This is a genomic window from Mesorhizobium sp. M0048 (assembly GCF_040323405.1).
Taxonomy (GTDB): Bacteria; Pseudomonadota; Alphaproteobacteria; order Rhizobiales; family Rhizobiaceae; genus Mesorhizobium.
This window is the reverse complement of sequence record NZ_JAMYUV010000082.1, coordinates 1-14,085: the sequence shown is the minus strand read 5'-3', so window position 1 is coordinate 14,085 and position 14,085 is coordinate 1. Positions and strand designations below refer to the sequence as shown.

Here is a 14,085-nt window from a genome sequence, read left to right as displayed (position 1 = left end):
TGGCCGGCCCCTCCAACAGCCGACCTCTCATGAATCACGCAAAACCGCTCTTGGGAATCCTCAAAACGCTCCCAGAACTAAAAAACTGCCAAAGTAGTGCTAATACGATCTTGGGCGGCTTAAGAATTCTCTGGCGGCGGCAATCTGGCGTCGATGCTCGCGAAGGAATGCCGCGCCGAAGCAAATGGCGAATGCCAGTACCGAAAGGCTTGTGGTTGCTCTTGATGCAGGATCAGGATCGGGACTTACCAGGAAACGGAAGCCGAACGCCAAGGCGAAGACGACAACGCCACCAAACATGCCGCTGACGAAGGGGGCGGTCGTGCGTTTCTGCTCCAACGACAACTCCTAGGTTTTCCGCTAGGGAACTATGGTTTCCGCCAGGGAATATATGCGTTGAAGCTGATGTGCTACCGATCCTGACGGCCCCGGCCTGTGGATATCGGGGATGAGCAGATATCAAGCGCCCCGGAGGTCTCAAGAAGCCCGTGCTGGTGCCCCCGGACGGGATCGAACCGCCGACCTTCGGTTTACAAAACCGCTGCTCTACCAGCTGAGCTACAAGGGCACGGCGCTCCGGTTAACATATTTGCTGCGCCAGTAAAGACAAAACTCCGTTTTGCCCGGCATGTCACATGGGCCGTCGGCGAGGGGCATCCTGAAAAGCGCCTGATTGCTTCCTACATATGGAAACGGTGCAATCGCTTCGAGCAGGGGTGCCGCATGATCAGATTTGTCATCATTCTCCCGATCATCTTCGTGGCCTGGATGCTGCTGGTGAAGATCATCAGAGATGTGAAGAAGGCCAATGTCGACTGGACCGGCGTCACCACCATCATCGGCTTCATCGCGCTCGCCTTCTGGCTGCGCCATGTCACGGGGATGTGAAAAGAGCGAGTAGCGAATAGTGAATAGCGAATAGCAACGTAGCGAGTGGTACGTGGCGTTCCTGGCTTTCCCTGCTCGCTATTCGCTATTCGCTCCTTCTGATCTCCACCTTTCCCGCGCCGCACCGACTGAGGGTCAGAGGCGAATGGGTCGCCTCGATCAAAAGATCCAGGAGATCATCATGTTCAAGCGCACTCCTCGCCATAGGCACGGCAAGGGGTCATTTTCCTCTGATGGAGGCCCCCAATTTCCCAAGAGGGCCGCTTCGGCCGCCCTTTTGCGACTTGACCTTACGCTTGACCCGGAGCGGCAGCCTCGGCGTTTCGAGGTGATCAACGGTGCCGGCGGTCGGCGTCATTGGTCGGTGGATGACGAGGCACGGATCATCGCGGAGTCGAAACCACTCAATGGCGTCGAGCCCCTCGACTATCTCGCCGACGTACTTACCAGGATCGTCAACGGCCATCCGAACAGGCAGATCGATGACCTGCTGCCTTGGGCCTACATCCAGGCGACCGAGCTAAAGGCCGTGGCCTGTGAACACCGCTTCTCACCAGGTTTGGTCATGTCAAAGGAAGCGGGCGATATGCGAAAGGCGTGAGACAGGGACTATGAGGCAATTGGTGATCGGTTTTGGTGACGGCACTGTCACGTTTGTCCGTGAGTGGCTCGTCATTGCGCGGGGGGTACACAATCGAAATGCGAAGCGTCGTGCCGAGCACCGAAGCCAATTCTCGCTAATGATCATCTGGCCGACGGTGCTCGCGCAGGCTTGATCCTGTCGCCGCGGTTAACGTGTTCGCAAATCACCTCTTGCGGCGAAGCACGGTGGTATCTTGAGAACGCCCTTGGGGCGGCAGGCCCAATCGGGGCAGCGACGGGATACCGTGTGATTCGTTATGCTGACGAAGCCTGCCAAATCTGCATTGCCAAGAGAGTGCTTGTGGCGCAAAAAGTCCGCGCCACGGGCCGAACGAACCACAGAAGAAGGAATCTGATTCAGAACTTATAGGCTAGGCCAATCCGAAGGTCGTTAGTCTTCAGATCCACGTCGTAGTTCTCAAAGAGAACGGCTCCAGCGCTCTTCGTCCCGAAATCGGCGTAGCGATATTCCACACGGCCGATAAGGTTGTCGGTAAATGCATAATCCGCGCCGACGCCTACTGTCCACCCGCTCAAAGTTCTGTCGAAGGCATGTTCTGTTACCCCGCCGGCAGTGTTCCCGACATCATAGTGAGCAAATGCACCGCCCGCAGTAACGTAGGGCAGAAACCTATTGATACTATAGCCGACACGACCCCGTATTGACGCCGTCCAGTCAACTTTCCCATCGAAGCTCTGGCCAGCAATCGGAACGCCCCCCTCGAGGGTTGGGGTTGACCCGTGAACATCCGCGTAGTTGATGTCGCCTTCGATGCCGAGCACCACGCTATTGCGTAACTGGAAGTTGTAACCTCCGTAGATGCCGCCAACGAAGCCCTTCGGGTCCATCGGAGCATCAATCGCCAAAAAGGCGGTATAATCAGCCTTTGATTTCGCCCAACTATATCCGGCTTCCAGACCAATATAGGCCCCCGTCCAGTTGAAAGAAGTGGCTACCGGCTCTTCCATCACGGCATCCGCCGAAAATGCGGAAGTAGTGAGTGCAGCCACAAAACTCGCCGCCGTAAAAATGATCGCCCGCATAAAACCCCTCTTAAATTATTATTGTGATGAACAATCAGCAGCATCGCATTTTATGCTGTGACAGTTGCGCCACAGCAACCGGAGAAAGATGGCTTGGTTCGACCGTTCCGTTGACGTGTGCGTCCTCTGCTGCGGTGCCCTTCCCGAGAGTGGGTGACAGTTCGTTCCGGAGACATGGGTTACATTTTCGGCCCTTTGCAAGGAGAGCAAGGTGCCTGGAAGTAGTGTAACGTCATGGAAGAGCGGCTGAAGTTCATCGCCCGGCTGCTGGACGGCGAGAAGATGGCGGTGCTTTGCCGGGAGTTCGATATCTCGCGCAAGACCGGCTACAAGATCCTCACGCGCTACAACGACAGTGGCCTGGAGGGGCTGACGGACCGCTCGCGGCGACCGTATCGCCACGCCAATTAGCTTCCGTTTCAAATCGAGAAGCTGATTGTGCGACCGAAGCAGGACAAGCCGACATGGGGTGCACCGAAGATACGCGAGCGGTTGGCGCGGCTGTATCCCGATGTGCACAGACCACCGATCTCGACGGTGCATGTGGTTCTCGACTGCCATCGCCTATTCGAGCACCGCAAACGGCGACGCAACAGGGCGACGGGGACACCGCTTTCGAGCTACGCGGCGACCGCAAAGACAATGAGCCCGACGAGTGAACGCTCGTACCGCAAAGGGGGAGATTGGCCATAGCCAACGTCCTCGCCAATCTCTTGCAGGTCGAACTCGCCGCCAGCACGAATTCGGCCCAGGCGAACCAAGCCGCTCCAAGAAAATCGAAAAAAAGATTCGAACCTTTGTCCTTGCCGCGACGACAGATCATCAAGAGGCGGATGGATCGCCTCGGTCAACGAAGCAAGGAGATCGTCATGTTCACACGCACACTCGTTTCCGGCGTCATCGCCACCGCCGTCGCCGCCAGCACACTGCTCGGCACCCGTCAGCCTTCGGCCGCCCATCAAAACCACAAGCACCTCGGCATCGGTATTGCCGCAGGCGTCGGCGGCTTCCTGTTCGGCAGTGCGCTGGCCCAGCCGCGCACCGTCTATATCGAGGAAGACGGCGGCTCGTGGCACGTCCGGCGCTGCCTCAATCGCTACCAGAGCTACGACCCGTACTCGGACACCTATATCGGCTACGACGGTTATCGCCATCGCTGCCGGCTTTGAGAGCCACTATGCCAGCTTGAGAGGAGGCGACCGTTTCAGGCAACCGGAAGAAGGGGCACCCCCACTGCCCCTTTTTCTGCGTGTCTGAGTGGCAGGGCAGAGGGGTTGTTCCTCCGACCTCTTAGGACCTGGGTTCCTCTCCCCACCTCCGTGGGGCGAGGAACCCAAGCTGGAATAAAGTCGCGCTCCGTCAGCCTCTCTGTCCTGTCGAACATCGCTTAAGGCGAGATCGGATGCCGCTTCAGCATTCACCAACACTCTTGCCGATGTACAGGGATTTCCCGACAGCCTAATCTACTGCCGAGCCGAAACAGGGAGAGAGGGCGCTTGGGCGAGCACGATCCGAACGAAGAGCCGATCGAGACGGTTTTCCGCAACGGCACAATCACCACCGTCGGCATCCTGCTGGCGTTCTCGCTGGGCTTCATCACGCATTGGGCCGCCAACCCGATACCATGGGAAATCTATCACCTGGCTGCCGTCGTGCCGATTTTGATCGGCATTGCCCTGCAGATACGAGCGCTGCGGTTGCTGCTCGACATAACGTCTCTACAACGGCGCGTTTATGAACGCGCCAATCGTATCTTCATTGCCGGCCTCATCTTCACCGCCTGCGGAGTTGGGCTGGCGATGCTGCTTGATTTCTACGACCTGTCGACCAAGAGCGCGGTGCCCGGGGGCTAGCTCTGGCCATCCTGGCAGATGTCGCACCATTCGGCGCTGGTCAGCGCTGCCATGCGCTCGGTTCGCTGCCAAGGCCGGGAGGGGTCGGCAGGCCGCCGATCATCCTAGTCACCTGCGCTGCTGCATCGCGCACCAGCGGGCCGATTTCGGCCAGCCGCTCCGGTGTGACCCGTACCGTCGGCCCGGAGACCGAGACGCCGCCGATCGGTTCGCCGAATTCGTTGAAGATGGCGGCGGCGACACAGCGCATACCTGGATGCCGCTCCTCGTCATCGACCGACCAGCCGCGCAGCTTGATCGTCACCAGATCGCGGGCGAGCGCCGAGATGTCGGACAACGTGTTTTCGGTGAAGCGCTCCAGCCCGGCCTGGCGCAGTATGGTGGCAACGCGCTCCGGCTCGAGATGCGCCAGCACCGCCTTGCCGATGCCCGAGGCATGAAAGGAACTTCGCGTGCCCGGCCGGAAGAAGGCGCGGATCGCCTGGTGCGTCTCGACCTGGCTGACGAAGACCACGCAATCGTCCTCGGCGACGCCGAGATTGGCGGTCTCGCCGGTCTTCTCCATCAATTCCTGCATGACGATACGGGCGCGGTCGACCAGCTTGCGGCGGCGCAGGAACGCTGCGCCCATGCGATAGGTCTCGACGCCGATCGACCACAGCTGGTCGGTGCCTTCGAACTCGACCATGCCATGGTTCTCCAGCGTCGTCAGCATGCGGTAGGCGGTGGATGCCGGCAGGCCGGAACCGGCGGCGATCTCGCTCAACGACAGGCCGCTGCCATCGGCGACGATTGCCAGGATGCGCAGCGCCCGGTCCAGCGACTGCACCGAGGCGGCCTCGGACGGCCCGTTGAAAGCGCGCGGCCGGCCGCGCTGACGTTTTTCGGTGGTTTCCATCAGGCCATTCTCCGCTCTGTTCGCCCAACAAGCAATGAAAAATTTTTTCATCCGCCGGCGAAGCTAATTTATGGAAAACAGAAAGGCCAATCAATTCAAGCAGCAAGAGCCGTTCCCTAGAAATGAAAAAATATTCTGAAAAAATTGAAAAATAATCGACGCACTGGCATCATCAGCCATCAACAATTCCGTGGAGGCTGACATGGCCAAGATGCGCGCAGTCGACGCAGCGGTTCTCGTTCTCGAAAAGGAAGGCATCTCGTGTGCCTTCGGCGTGCCGGGTGCTGCGATCAACCCGCTCTATTCGGCGCTGAAGGCGAGGGGCACCATCCGCCACATCCTTGCGCGGCACGTCGAGGCGGCCTCGCATATGGCGGAAGGGTTTACCCGCGCCAGATCGGGCAATATCGGTCTGTGCATCGGCACTTCGGGTCCGGCCGGCACCGACATGATCACCGGCCTCTATTCGGCCGCCGCCGATTCTATCCCCATCCTCTGCATCACCGGGCAGGCGCCGCGGGCGCGTCTCAACAAGGAGGATTTTCAGGCCGTCGATATCGCGGCCATCGCCGCACCCGTGGCCAAATGGGCGGTCACCGTCATGGAACCTTATCTGGTGCCGATGGCGCTGCAGAAGGCGTTCCATCTGATGCGCTCGTCGCGGCCGGGGCCGGTGCTGGTCGACCTGCCGGTCGATGTGCAACTGGCGGAGATCGAGTTCGACATCGATGCCTACGAGCCGCTGGTGCCGTTCAAGCCGGCAATGTCGCGCGCTCAGGCGGAGAAGGCGCTGAAGATGCTCGACGCGGCGGAAAAGCCCGTGATCGTCGCTGGCGGCGGCATTATCAACGCCGATGCGTCGGACCTGTTGATAGAATTCGCCGAAGTCACTGGTGTGCCTGTCATTCCGACGCTGATGGGCTGGGGCGCGATCCCCGACGACCACCGCCTGATGGCCGGCATGTGCGGACTGCAGACCTCGCATCGCTACGGCAATGCGACGATGCTCGAGGCCGATCTCGTTTTCGGCATCGGCAACCGCTGGGCCAACCGCCACACCGGTTCGGTCGATGTCTACACCAAGGGCAAGAAGTTCATCCACGTCGATATCGAGCCGACGCAGATCGGCCGCGTCTTCGCACCGGACCTTGGCGTCGTCTCGGATGCCGGTGCAGCGCTTAAGATGCTGCTCGACGTCGCCACCGAGTGGAGGACGGCCGGAAAATTGCGCGACTGGTCGGGCTGGGCCGGCGAATGCCGGCAGCGCAAGAAGACGATGAAGCGCAAGACCCACTTCGACCAGGTGCCGCTGAAGCCGCAGCGCGTCTACGAGGAGATGAACAAGGCGTTCGGCCGCGACACCACCTATGTCACCACGATCGGCCTGTCGCAGATCGCCGGGGCGCAATTCCTGCATGTCTACAAGCCGCGCAACTGGATCAATTGCGGCCAGGCCGGACCGCTCGGCTGGACATTGCCGGCAGCGCTCGGCGTTCGCGCCGCCGATCCGGACCGCACAATTGTGGCATTGTCCGGCGACTATGATTTCCAGTTCATGATCGAGGAACTGGCGGCCGGCGCACAGCACAGATTGCCCTACATCCATGTCGTGGTGAACAACGCCTATCTCGGGCTGATCCGCCAGGCGCAGCGCGGGTTTTCGATGGATTTCGAAGTCAGCCTGGCCTTCGAGAACGTCAATCGACAGGGCGATGCCGAAGCTGGCTATGGCGTCGATCACGTCGCGGTTGCCGAGGCGATGGGCTGCAAGGCAGTCCGGGTGCGCAGGCCGGAGGAATTCGCCGGTGCCTTCGAAGAGGCAAAGCGCCTGATGAACCAGCACCAGGTTCCGGTGGTGCTCGAATTCATCCTCGAGCGCGTCACCAATGTTTCAATGGGCACCGAAATCGACAAGATCACCGAATTCGAGGAGCTTGCCGAGCGCCATGAAGATGCCCCCACGGCGATCGTCATGCTCGATTAAGCCGCATATGAGGAACTACTGCCATGCCACGGTTTTCAGCCAATCTTTCGATGCTCTTTGGCGAGCATGACTTTCTCGACCGCTTCGATGCCGCTGCCCGCGCGGGCTTCAAGGGCGTCGAGTATATCGGTCCCTATGACCATGCGCCGGATGTCGTCGCGGCCAGGTTGAAGAAGAACGGGTTGACGCAGGTCCTGTTCAACCTGCCTGCCGGCGACTGGGCCAAGGGCGAGCGCGGCATTGCGATCCTGCCGGACCGCATCCCGGAGTTCCGGCAAGGCATTGCCAAGGTCGTCACCTATGCGCACGCGCTCGGCTGCGAGCAGGTCAATTGCCTCGCCGGCATCGCGCCGCAGGGCGTCGATCGCTCCGTGCTGGAAGACGTGTTTGCCGAAAACCTGGCTTTCGCGGCGGAAAAGCTGGAGCAGGCCGGCATCAGGCTGCTGATCGAGCCGATCAACACCCGCGACATTCCGGGCTTCTTCCTGAATTACTCGGATCAGGCCCTGGCGCTGATCGACCGCGTCGGCTCGAAGAACCTGTTCCTGCAATACGACATCTATCACATGCAGATCATGGAGGGGGATCTCGCCCGTACCATCGAGGCAAACCTCGACCGCATCGCGCATATCCAGCTTGCGGACAATCCCGGCCGTCATGAGCCGGGGACGGGCGAGATCAATTTTCCCTTCCTGTACAGCCACATCGACCGCATCGGCTATTCCGGTTGGGTTGGGGCGGAATACAAGCCGAAGGGCGGAACGGAAGCCGGACTGGGGTGGTTTCGGGAGTTGGCCGGGCAGGCGGCGGCATAGACGCTACGCATCGCCGCCTTAACAAGAAGCGGAGAACAACAATGGACACCATCGGCTTTATCGGCCTCGGCATCATGGGTGCGCCGATGGCGGGGCATCTGCTCGATGCGGGCTACACCGTCGTCGCCAGCAATCATCGCTCGATGCCGCCGGCCGATCTCGTCGCCAAGGGTCTGAAGACCGTCTCTGGCCACAGCGCCGTCGCGAAAACGGCGGACATTGTCATCACCATGGTTCCCGACACGCCGCAGGTGGCCGATGTGCTGTTCGGCGAAAACGGCGTCGCGTCCGGGCTGACAAGAGGCAAGCTGATCATCGACATGAGCTCGATCTCGCCGATCGAGACCAAGGAATTCGCAAAAAAGATCAACGATGTCGGCTGCGACTATCTCGATGCGCCGGTGTCGGGCGGCGAGGTCGGCGCCAAGGCGGCGTCGCTGACCATCATGGTCGGCGGCGAGGAAACAGCCTTCGAACGCGCCAGGCCTATCTTCGAGAAGATAGGCAAGAACATCACTTTGGTCGGACCCAACGGCGTCGGCCAGATCACCAAGGTCGCCAATCAGATCGTCGTCGCGCTGACCATCGAGGCCGTCGCCGAAGCGCTGGTTTTTGCATCGAAAGCCGGCGCCGACCCGGCCAAGGTCAGGCAGGCGCTGCTGGGCGGGCTCGCAAACTCGCGCATCCTGGAAGTGCATGGCGAGCGTATGATCAAGCGCACTTTCGCGCCCGGCTTCCGCATCGAACTCCACCAGAAGGACCTGAATCTCGCCCTTGAAGGCGCGAAAGCGCTCGGCGTCGCCCTGCCCAACACTTCAACGACGCAGCAATTGTTCAACTCGTGCGCGGCGAATGGCGGGTCAAAGGAGGATCATTCGGCGCTGGTCAAGGCGCTGGAGCGAATGGCGGGATGTGAAGTGGGTGAATAGTGAATAGTGAATAGTGAATAGGTAGTCAGTTGCAGATAGGTGAGTAGTTGGTAGTAAATTGGTCACGACTTACGCACAGTCTCACCATTCACCATTCACCATTCACCATTCACCATTCACCATTCACCATTCACCATTCACTCTTTCAAAAATTTCCTCGCCGCATAAAGCGCCACCGCCGCGGCATTCGACACGTTGAGCGAGCGGATGGCGCCGGGCATGTCGAGCCGGGCCAGCGTCGTCACCGTCTCGCGCGTTTTCTGGCGCAGGCCTTTGCCCTCGGCGCCAAGTACCAACGCGATCTTTTCTCCGGCAAAGCTCGTTTCGAGCTCCGCCGGCCCGTCTGAATCCAGGCCGATCGGCTGGAATCCGGCCTCGTGCAGCTGCTCCAGCGCATCGGCGAGGTTCTTCACCTCGATCTGATCGATGTGTTCGAGCGCGCCGGAAGCCGACTTTGCCAGCACGCCGGATTCCTGCGGGCTGTGGCGCGCCGTGGTGATCAGTGCGCCGGCGCCGAAGGCGACCGCCGAGCGCAGGATCGCGCCGACATTGTGCGGATCGGTGATCTGGTCGAGCACCAGCACCAGCCTGGTGTCGCCGAGCGCATCGAGGCGTTTCGGTTTCAGCGGCTCGGCCTCGATCAGCACGCCCTGGTGCACGGCATCGGAGCCGGTGACCTTGTCGATGTCCCTTGGTTCGACCAGTTCCGCCTTGAAGGGCAAAGCGCCGAGATCGGCGATTGCCAGTCGCTCGGCAGCGTTGCGCGTCACCAGCATCTTCTTGATTTTGCGGCGCGGATTGTCGAGTGCGGCCCGCACCGTGTGCAGCCCGTAGAGCCGCACCAGCCCATCCGCCGGGTTCTCGCCGGGCGGCACCGGCTGGCGCGGCCTGAACGCTGGCGCGCCGCCGCTCTTCTCGTCGCGATGCGCGCGGCGCAGCTTGGCGTAGTGGGTGTCTTTAGGGGTCTTGGATTTGTTATCGTTGCTCATGGCCGGCTTCTATAGCCGTGTCGTCCGGTCATGGATACAGCCGCACAAGCTGCTTGTCGGGCGAGGTGTGAAATTCAGCGCTTTTTGCCGGGCTGTTGCGGTTGACAGTTTTGGACGCTCCCGCCATAAGGCGCTGCGCGGAAAGGCTGCTTTGGCGGCCGCGACGCGTCGATGCCTCGTTGCATGGCTCCGGCGGCAGACTGGAGAGGTGCCCGAGTGGTTAAAGGGGACGGACTGTAAATCCGTTGGCTATGCCTACGTTGGTTCAAATCCAACCCTCTCCACCACTGCCGGCCCGGAAGCCCTAGAACGCAGCGCGAGCGTCGGAGCGGATCCGATGCTTGACTGAAAGGCGCGGGTATAGCTCAGTGGTAGAGCAGCAGCCTTCCAAGCTGAATATGCGGGTTCGATTCCCGCTACCCGCTCCAGATTTTCCCCAAGGCCACGGCGCACCTCGCGCACGATCCCGAAGCAGGCAGCGCCAAGCGAAGCGCGTTGCCGATAGTTCAGAGCGTTCAATGCGCGTCCAGAAGGACGCGCATCTTAATCTGTGTTTTACGCATATCGTTGTCCCGAACCGCAGGCGGCGTTGGGCGACAGGCGTCAGCTCGCGAATTTGCTGAAAATGGACGCGAGCTGGTTCTGCTGCGGCACTTGCCCGTTCGGCGTCAGCTGGTCGACAAGTCCCGGCAAGGCCGCGGACAATTGCTGGAGCAATTCCTGCTGATTCAGGCCCGTCCTTTGCGCGATCTCCTGAATGATTTGCGGCCCGAGAGCGCTGCCCAGATCGTTGGGGTTGATCGGCTGGTTCTGACCGGTGCCGACCCACGAATTGGAGACGTTGCCGTGGCCGGCATCCTTCAGTTTGTCGAGCAGTCCGCCCAGACCGCCGAGCAGTCCGCCATCGGCGGATGCGGTTGTATCAGGCGGGACGGGGGCAGGGCTCTGCGCCGCCTCCGGCTGGGCGGAACTTCCACCGCTCAGCATTTTTCCCACCAAAAGTGCGCCGAGCGCGATCATCAGCGGCTTGGCGACGTTGCCGCCGGGAACGGCATTGTCAAACAGTCCCATTGTGGATCTCCATGTCAAATTGCCCGTCCGTCTCCAACAATGACGCATCCATGGCGAATTTCAAGCCGGTTTGAGCTTTCCGTAATCATGATTTTCAAGTTGGCTTGAGCTTTGCTTAATAATGTGGAAGTAATCGGGTGCGGGGAACAGAGAGGAAAAATGTCAATATTAAGCTGGATTATTCTCGGCGTCATCGCCGGCTTCATAGGCAGCAAGATCGTCAATAAAAGCGGGCAAGGCCTGGTGCTCGACATCGTGCTCGGGATTGTCGGCGCCATCGTCGGCGGGCTCATCTTCAGCGCCTTTGGCGCGTCGGGCGTTACCGGGCTCAACATCTATAGCCTGATCGTCGCCGTGGTCGGTGCCGTGGTTGTCCTGTGGGCCTATCATCAGTTCAGCGGCAAGAGGGCACTGTAGAAGCCGTCCGGCAGTTGCGTCGGCATTCGGGTGAATGCCGACCCCCTATCTGATCCTTTTGAGGATTTCGCGGATCAGCGTGTTGAGGCCGGCTTCCAGCCCTCTCACCATGATCGGCCATAATTCCTCGAGCAGTCGCTGCCATGCGGCATCGCGCCCAATCCTCACCGGCAGATTTGGCATCGCGCCCATTGCCGCCGTCACGTCGCGGCGCAGCCGCTCGCCACAGGCGCTTGCGCCGCTGATCGTCGGATCGAAGGGCAGCCGGGTGAAATCCCATTTTCCGCGCTGCTCGATGCCGAGATTGCTCTCGACTTCGGCATGCGACAGCACCGTTTTGGGCGTGACCTTGATGCGGTAGTATTTGCAGAGTTCGGCGACAACCGCGGTCATCGCGTCCCACTGCGCCCTGGTCATCGGATAGCCGCCGGCATCGAACGGCCTTTCCTCCGCCCCGGCCATGCAGCAGAGCGAAACCCCGATCGAGCCGCCGTTGCAGTTGAGCGTGTGCGCGGCATATCCCGGTTTTACCCGGCCCGAATTGAGCGCGATCGAAGGCCGGCCCCTGACCAGGCGGCCATTCCCCTCGACCAGTATGTGATACGCATCCCTGTCGGTATCGCCGGCCGAATGCGAGCCGGCCGTCCAGTGGCAAATGACGCGCTTCATCGCAACATTGGGCAACCAGTCGGGCGGCAATGCCACAGAAATCCCCGCGACATAAGTTCAGTGACGGAGCACAGTATAGTTTCCTTGGCGGCCCACGCGAAAACGAAACGATAATTTGGTTGAGCGTTTTCTAACGGTCAGCTATTCGCCGGCATCTCCGGCGACCGCGTGTTCTCTGTATTGCGGCAGATCGTCGGTGATCGTGAACCACTTCGCCTTCGAGCCGACGAAGATGTGCTGCATCGGCCGGATGGTCGGCTCGTCGACGAGGGTTCCCATGGCGACATGCACGAAGGCACCGTCGCGGACCACCGAATAGAGCAACGAGCCGCAGGTCTTGCAGTGCGCGTCATGGCCGGTTTCATCGCCGAAGATCGTGAGATTGTCCTCGCCCTTGGTCAGGCTCAGCCTGTCGCGCTCGATGCCGGCGAATGGCTTGAACGCCGAGCCGGTGGTGCGCCGGCAGTTCGAGCAGTGGCAGTTCGCGGCGTAGACGAACCCGTCTGCCACCGCGTACTGAACGGCGCCGCACAGACACTTTCCGATAAGCCTGCGGTTGCGTGAATTCTGGTTGTCATCCGGGCTTGCCACGCGCTCCTCCTATTGTGCAGGCCGATTTCAGTTTCAAGCGACGACGGTCAACCGGCGCTTGCGCTCGTCGAGCGAGACGATGGTCAACCCGCTGGCGACCACCAGCAGGATGCCGCAGATGGCCAGCGCATTCGGGAGTTGCCGGAATACCACCACGCCTGAAATCACCGCCCAGACGGTAAAGCAATAGTAGAACGGCGCCACCACGCTGGTCGGCCCGACGCGATAGGCCATGAAGATGAAGAAGTGGCCGAAGATCAGGAACAGTCCGGCGCCGCCCATCAGCAGCAGGTGACGGATTTCAGGCACCACCCACTGCTCGGAAACCAGATGCGCAACGCCGGCGCCCGCGAGCACGACAATCACCGCGGAAATAGCTACAACCATTCCCGGCACGTCGGCGGCGACCTTGCGTCCGGCCAGATCGCGCGCCGCGGACAGGGCGGCATTGCCTAGCGCCAGCAGGGCATAGACCGAAATCCCCTGCATTGTCGGTTGTGCCACCATCACTGCGCCGATAAAGCCGAGCCCGATCAGCGCCAGGCGCAGCCCACCGATCCGTTCGCCAAACAGCATCGAGGAGCCGACCAGCATCAGCAAGGGCGTGATCTGCCCGAGCGCGGTCGAATCGGCGATCTGCATGTTGGCGAGCGCCACCACGTAGCAAAGGATCGCACCCAGTTCGAGCATGTTCCTGCGCAAAACCTTGGCGTCGAGGATCAGCCGGATCTGCTTGCCATAGCCCAGCATGAACAGCAGCGGAATGCCCCACAATGTTGCCGCAGCGCCGCGCAGGAACAGCACCTCATAGGGCGGCAGTCCCGCGGTTGCGAGCTTCATCATCGTGTCGTTGACGATGTAGGACCCGGTCGAAACGACCATGAACAACGGGCCTCGTATGGCAGTCGGGATGAAATGCATCGGCCCACGAAATCAGACCGGCGCCAGGGCGGCAATGGGCCAGATCCGGCTGTAAATCCGTCAAAGCCGTCAGCCGCCGCCACAACCATTCCAATTGCCCTTGTTCGTTCCTATATCCGCGCCACATTCTCCGAAACCGGATCACGCGTTCGGGCGGGCGAGCGCGCTCGGCGACAAGGCACTTGTGTTTTTCGGCCTTAGTCGCTAATCGCCCCGCATTCGACTGAACTGAAGGTCCAGGCCGTCCCCAGGCCGTCCAAGGAAAGAGACTATGGCAAAAGGTAAATTCGAGCGCACTAAGCCTCATGTGAACATTGGCACGATTGGTCACGTCGACCATGGCAAGACGTCGCTGACGGCGGCGATCACCAAGT

General features: G+C 60.6%; 17 protein-coding genes, 3 tRNA genes and 2 pseudogenes. 12 read left to right on the top strand and 10 right to left on the bottom strand.

Annotated elements, in window-relative coordinates; genetic code table 11:
• Nucleotides 1-99: 99 nt before the first annotated feature.
• Nucleotides 100-339 (bottom strand): hypothetical protein, encoded by a 240-nt coding sequence (locus tag NKJ84_RS31820; RefSeq protein WP_352509827.1) that lies wholly within the window; start codon nt 337-339, stop codon nt 100-102.
• A gap of 153 nt (nt 340-492) precedes the next feature.
• A tRNA-Thr gene (locus NKJ84_RS31815) sits at nt 493-568 on the bottom strand.
• 155 nt (nt 569-723) lie between these two features.
• On the opposite strand from NKJ84_RS31815, the gene NKJ84_RS31810 reads away from it, so the two are divergent.
• Together NKJ84_RS31810 and NKJ84_RS31805 are read left to right on the top strand one after the other, a co-directional pair.
• Complete coding sequence (locus NKJ84_RS31810) at nt 724-888, top strand: hypothetical protein (protein WP_352509826.1); 165 nt, start codon at nt 724-726, stop codon at nt 886-888.
• 385 nt (nt 889-1,273) lie between these two features.
• Nucleotides 1,274-1,423: pseudogene (locus NKJ84_RS31805) on the top strand (transposase domain-containing protein); the annotation flags it as partial.
• Between the two features lie 464 nt (nt 1,424-1,887).
• Here the strand turns inward: NKJ84_RS31805 and NKJ84_RS31800 are convergent.
• Nucleotides 1,888-2,574, bottom strand: coding sequence for an outer membrane protein (locus NKJ84_RS31800; RefSeq protein WP_352509825.1), 687 nt, complete (start codon nt 2,572-2,574; stop codon nt 1,888-1,890).
• Nucleotides 2,575-2,808: 234 nt separating this feature from the next.
• On the opposite strand from NKJ84_RS31800, the pseudogene NKJ84_RS33345 reads away from it, so the two are divergent.
• Nucleotides 2,809-3,192, top strand: a pseudogene (locus NKJ84_RS33345) (helix-turn-helix domain-containing protein); the annotation flags it as partial.
• A gap of 2 nt (nt 3,193-3,194) precedes the next feature.
• Here the strand turns inward: NKJ84_RS33345 and NKJ84_RS31790 are convergent.
• Entirely contained in the window at nt 3,195-3,425 is a 231-nt protein-coding gene (locus tag NKJ84_RS31790; protein ID WP_352509822.1) for a hypothetical protein, read from the bottom strand.
• Between the two features lie 18 nt (nt 3,426-3,443).
• On the opposite strand from NKJ84_RS31790, the gene NKJ84_RS31785 reads away from it, so the two are divergent.
• Together NKJ84_RS31785 and NKJ84_RS31780 are read left to right on the top strand one after the other, a co-directional pair.
• Entirely contained in the window at nt 3,444-3,743 is a 300-nt protein-coding gene (locus tag NKJ84_RS31785; protein ID WP_352509821.1) for a BA14K family protein, read from the top strand.
• Between the two features lie 327 nt (nt 3,744-4,070).
• Complete coding sequence (locus NKJ84_RS31780; RefSeq protein WP_352477490.1) at nt 4,071-4,427, top strand: hypothetical protein; 357 nt, start codon at nt 4,071-4,073, stop codon at nt 4,425-4,427.
• A 40-nt stretch (nt 4,428-4,467) separates the two neighbouring features.
• On the opposite strand, the gene bhcR is transcribed toward NKJ84_RS31780, so the two are convergent.
• Nucleotides 4,468-5,325 (bottom strand): HTH-type transcriptional regulator BhcR, encoded by an 858-nt coding sequence (bhcR, locus tag NKJ84_RS31775; RefSeq protein ID WP_352509820.1) that lies wholly within the window; start codon nt 5,323-5,325, stop codon nt 4,468-4,470.
• 202 nt (nt 5,326-5,527) lie between these two features.
• On the opposite strand from bhcR, the gene gcl reads away from it, so the two are divergent.
• From gcl to NKJ84_RS31760, 3 genes are read left to right on the top strand one after another with little or no spacing between them, the layout of a single operon-like run.
• Nucleotides 5,528-7,309 (top strand): glyoxylate carboligase, encoded by a 1,782-nt coding sequence (gene gcl, locus NKJ84_RS31770; RefSeq protein WP_352509819.1) that lies wholly within the window; start codon nt 5,528-5,530, stop codon nt 7,307-7,309.
• Between the two features lie 23 nt (nt 7,310-7,332).
• Nucleotides 7,333-8,124: a hydroxypyruvate isomerase gene (gene hyi / locus NKJ84_RS31765; RefSeq protein ID WP_352509818.1), complete on the top strand. Its 792-nt coding sequence runs from the start codon at nt 7,333-7,335 to the stop codon at nt 8,122-8,124.
• A 41-nt stretch (nt 8,125-8,165) separates the two neighbouring features.
• The gene (locus tag NKJ84_RS31760) at nt 8,166-9,053 is read left to right on the top strand and encodes a 2-hydroxy-3-oxopropionate reductase (protein WP_352509817.1); all 888 of its coding nucleotides are present in this window, start codon (nt 8,166-8,168) and stop codon (nt 9,051-9,053) included.
• A gap of 137 nt (nt 9,054-9,190) precedes the next feature.
• Here NKJ84_RS31760 and NKJ84_RS31755 read toward each other — a convergent pair whose 3' ends face one another.
• The gene (locus NKJ84_RS31755) at nt 9,191-10,042 is read right to left on the bottom strand and encodes a TrmH family RNA methyltransferase (protein ID WP_352509816.1); all 852 of its coding nucleotides are present in this window, start codon (nt 10,040-10,042) and stop codon (nt 9,191-9,193) included.
• Between the two features lie 202 nt (nt 10,043-10,244).
• Between NKJ84_RS31755 and NKJ84_RS31750 the strand changes: the two genes are divergently transcribed.
• Both NKJ84_RS31750 and NKJ84_RS31745 read left to right on the top strand, forming a co-directional pair.
• Nucleotides 10,245-10,329: transfer RNA gene (locus tag NKJ84_RS31750), tRNA-Tyr, on the top strand.
• A gap of 67 nt (nt 10,330-10,396) precedes the next feature.
• Nucleotides 10,397-10,470, top strand: a tRNA-Gly gene (locus NKJ84_RS31745).
• 175 nt (nt 10,471-10,645) lie between these two features.
• On the opposite strand, the gene NKJ84_RS31740 is transcribed toward NKJ84_RS31745, so the two are convergent.
• Nucleotides 10,646-11,113, bottom strand: coding sequence for a YidB family protein (locus NKJ84_RS31740; protein ID WP_352509815.1), 468 nt, complete (start codon nt 11,111-11,113; stop codon nt 10,646-10,648).
• A gap of 159 nt (nt 11,114-11,272) precedes the next feature.
• Between NKJ84_RS31740 and NKJ84_RS31735 the strand changes: the two genes are divergently transcribed.
• Entirely contained in the window at nt 11,273-11,530 is a 258-nt protein-coding gene (locus NKJ84_RS31735; protein ID WP_023717513.1) for a GlsB/YeaQ/YmgE family stress response membrane protein, read from the top strand.
• A gap of 45 nt (nt 11,531-11,575) precedes the next feature.
• Here the strand turns inward: NKJ84_RS31735 and NKJ84_RS31730 are convergent, their stop codons facing one another.
• The 3 genes from NKJ84_RS31730 to NKJ84_RS31720 form a co-directional block, all read right to left on the bottom strand.
• Nucleotides 11,576-12,235 (bottom strand): peptidoglycan recognition protein family protein, encoded by a 660-nt coding sequence (locus NKJ84_RS31730; protein ID WP_352509813.1) that lies wholly within the window; start codon nt 12,233-12,235, stop codon nt 11,576-11,578.
• A 105-nt stretch (nt 12,236-12,340) separates the two neighbouring features.
• Nucleotides 12,341-12,790 carry a GFA family protein gene (locus NKJ84_RS31725; protein WP_352509812.1) on the bottom strand — a complete coding sequence of 150 codons (450 nt, stop codon included), beginning with the start codon at nt 12,788-12,790 and terminating at the stop codon, nt 12,341-12,343.
• 33 nt (nt 12,791-12,823) lie between these two features.
• On the bottom strand, nt 12,824-13,711 hold the full coding sequence (locus NKJ84_RS31720; RefSeq protein ID WP_352509811.1) for a DMT family transporter: 888 nt from the start codon (nt 13,709-13,711) through the stop codon (nt 12,824-12,826).
• 271 nt (nt 13,712-13,982) lie between these two features.
• Between NKJ84_RS31720 and NKJ84_RS31715 the strand changes: the two genes are divergently transcribed.
• A partial coding sequence (locus NKJ84_RS31715; RefSeq protein ID WP_245464554.1) for a GTP-binding protein occupies nt 13,983-14,085 on the top strand: 103 nt, incomplete at its 3' end.

Bases quoted from the DNA above. Each gene is read 5' to 3' on its own strand.
- NKJ84_RS31740 (WP_352509815.1), bottom strand. From the start codon at position 11,113: ATGGGACTGTTTGACAATGCCGTTCCCGGCGGCAACGTCGCCAAGCCG.
- NKJ84_RS31720 (WP_352509811.1), bottom strand. From the start codon at position 13,711: ATGCATTTCATCCCGACTGCCATACGAGGCCCGTTGTTCATGGTCGTT.
- NKJ84_RS31800 (WP_352509825.1), bottom strand. From the start codon at position 2,574: ATGCGGGCGATCATTTTTACGGCGGCGAGTTTTGTGGCTGCACTCACT.
- NKJ84_RS31785 (WP_352509821.1), top strand. From the start codon at position 3,444: ATGTTCACACGCACACTCGTTTCCGGCGTCATCGCCACCGCCGTCGCC.
- bhcR (WP_352509820.1), bottom strand. From the start codon at position 5,325: ATGGAAACCACCGAAAAACGTCAGCGCGGCCGGCCGCGCGCTTTCAAC.
- hyi (WP_352509818.1), top strand. From the start codon at position 7,333: ATGCCACGGTTTTCAGCCAATCTTTCGATGCTCTTTGGCGAGCATGAC.
- gcl (WP_352509819.1), top strand. From the start codon at position 5,528: ATGGCCAAGATGCGCGCAGTCGACGCAGCGGTTCTCGTTCTCGAAAAG.
- NKJ84_RS31810 (WP_352509826.1), top strand. From the start codon at position 724: ATGATCAGATTTGTCATCATTCTCCCGATCATCTTCGTGGCCTGGATG.
- NKJ84_RS31735 (WP_023717513.1), top strand. From the start codon at position 11,273: ATGTCAATATTAAGCTGGATTATTCTCGGCGTCATCGCCGGCTTCATA.
- NKJ84_RS31760 (WP_352509817.1), top strand. From the start codon at position 8,166: ATGGACACCATCGGCTTTATCGGCCTCGGCATCATGGGTGCGCCGATG.
- NKJ84_RS31755 (WP_352509816.1), bottom strand. From the start codon at position 10,042: ATGAGCAACGATAACAAATCCAAGACCCCTAAAGACACCCACTACGCC.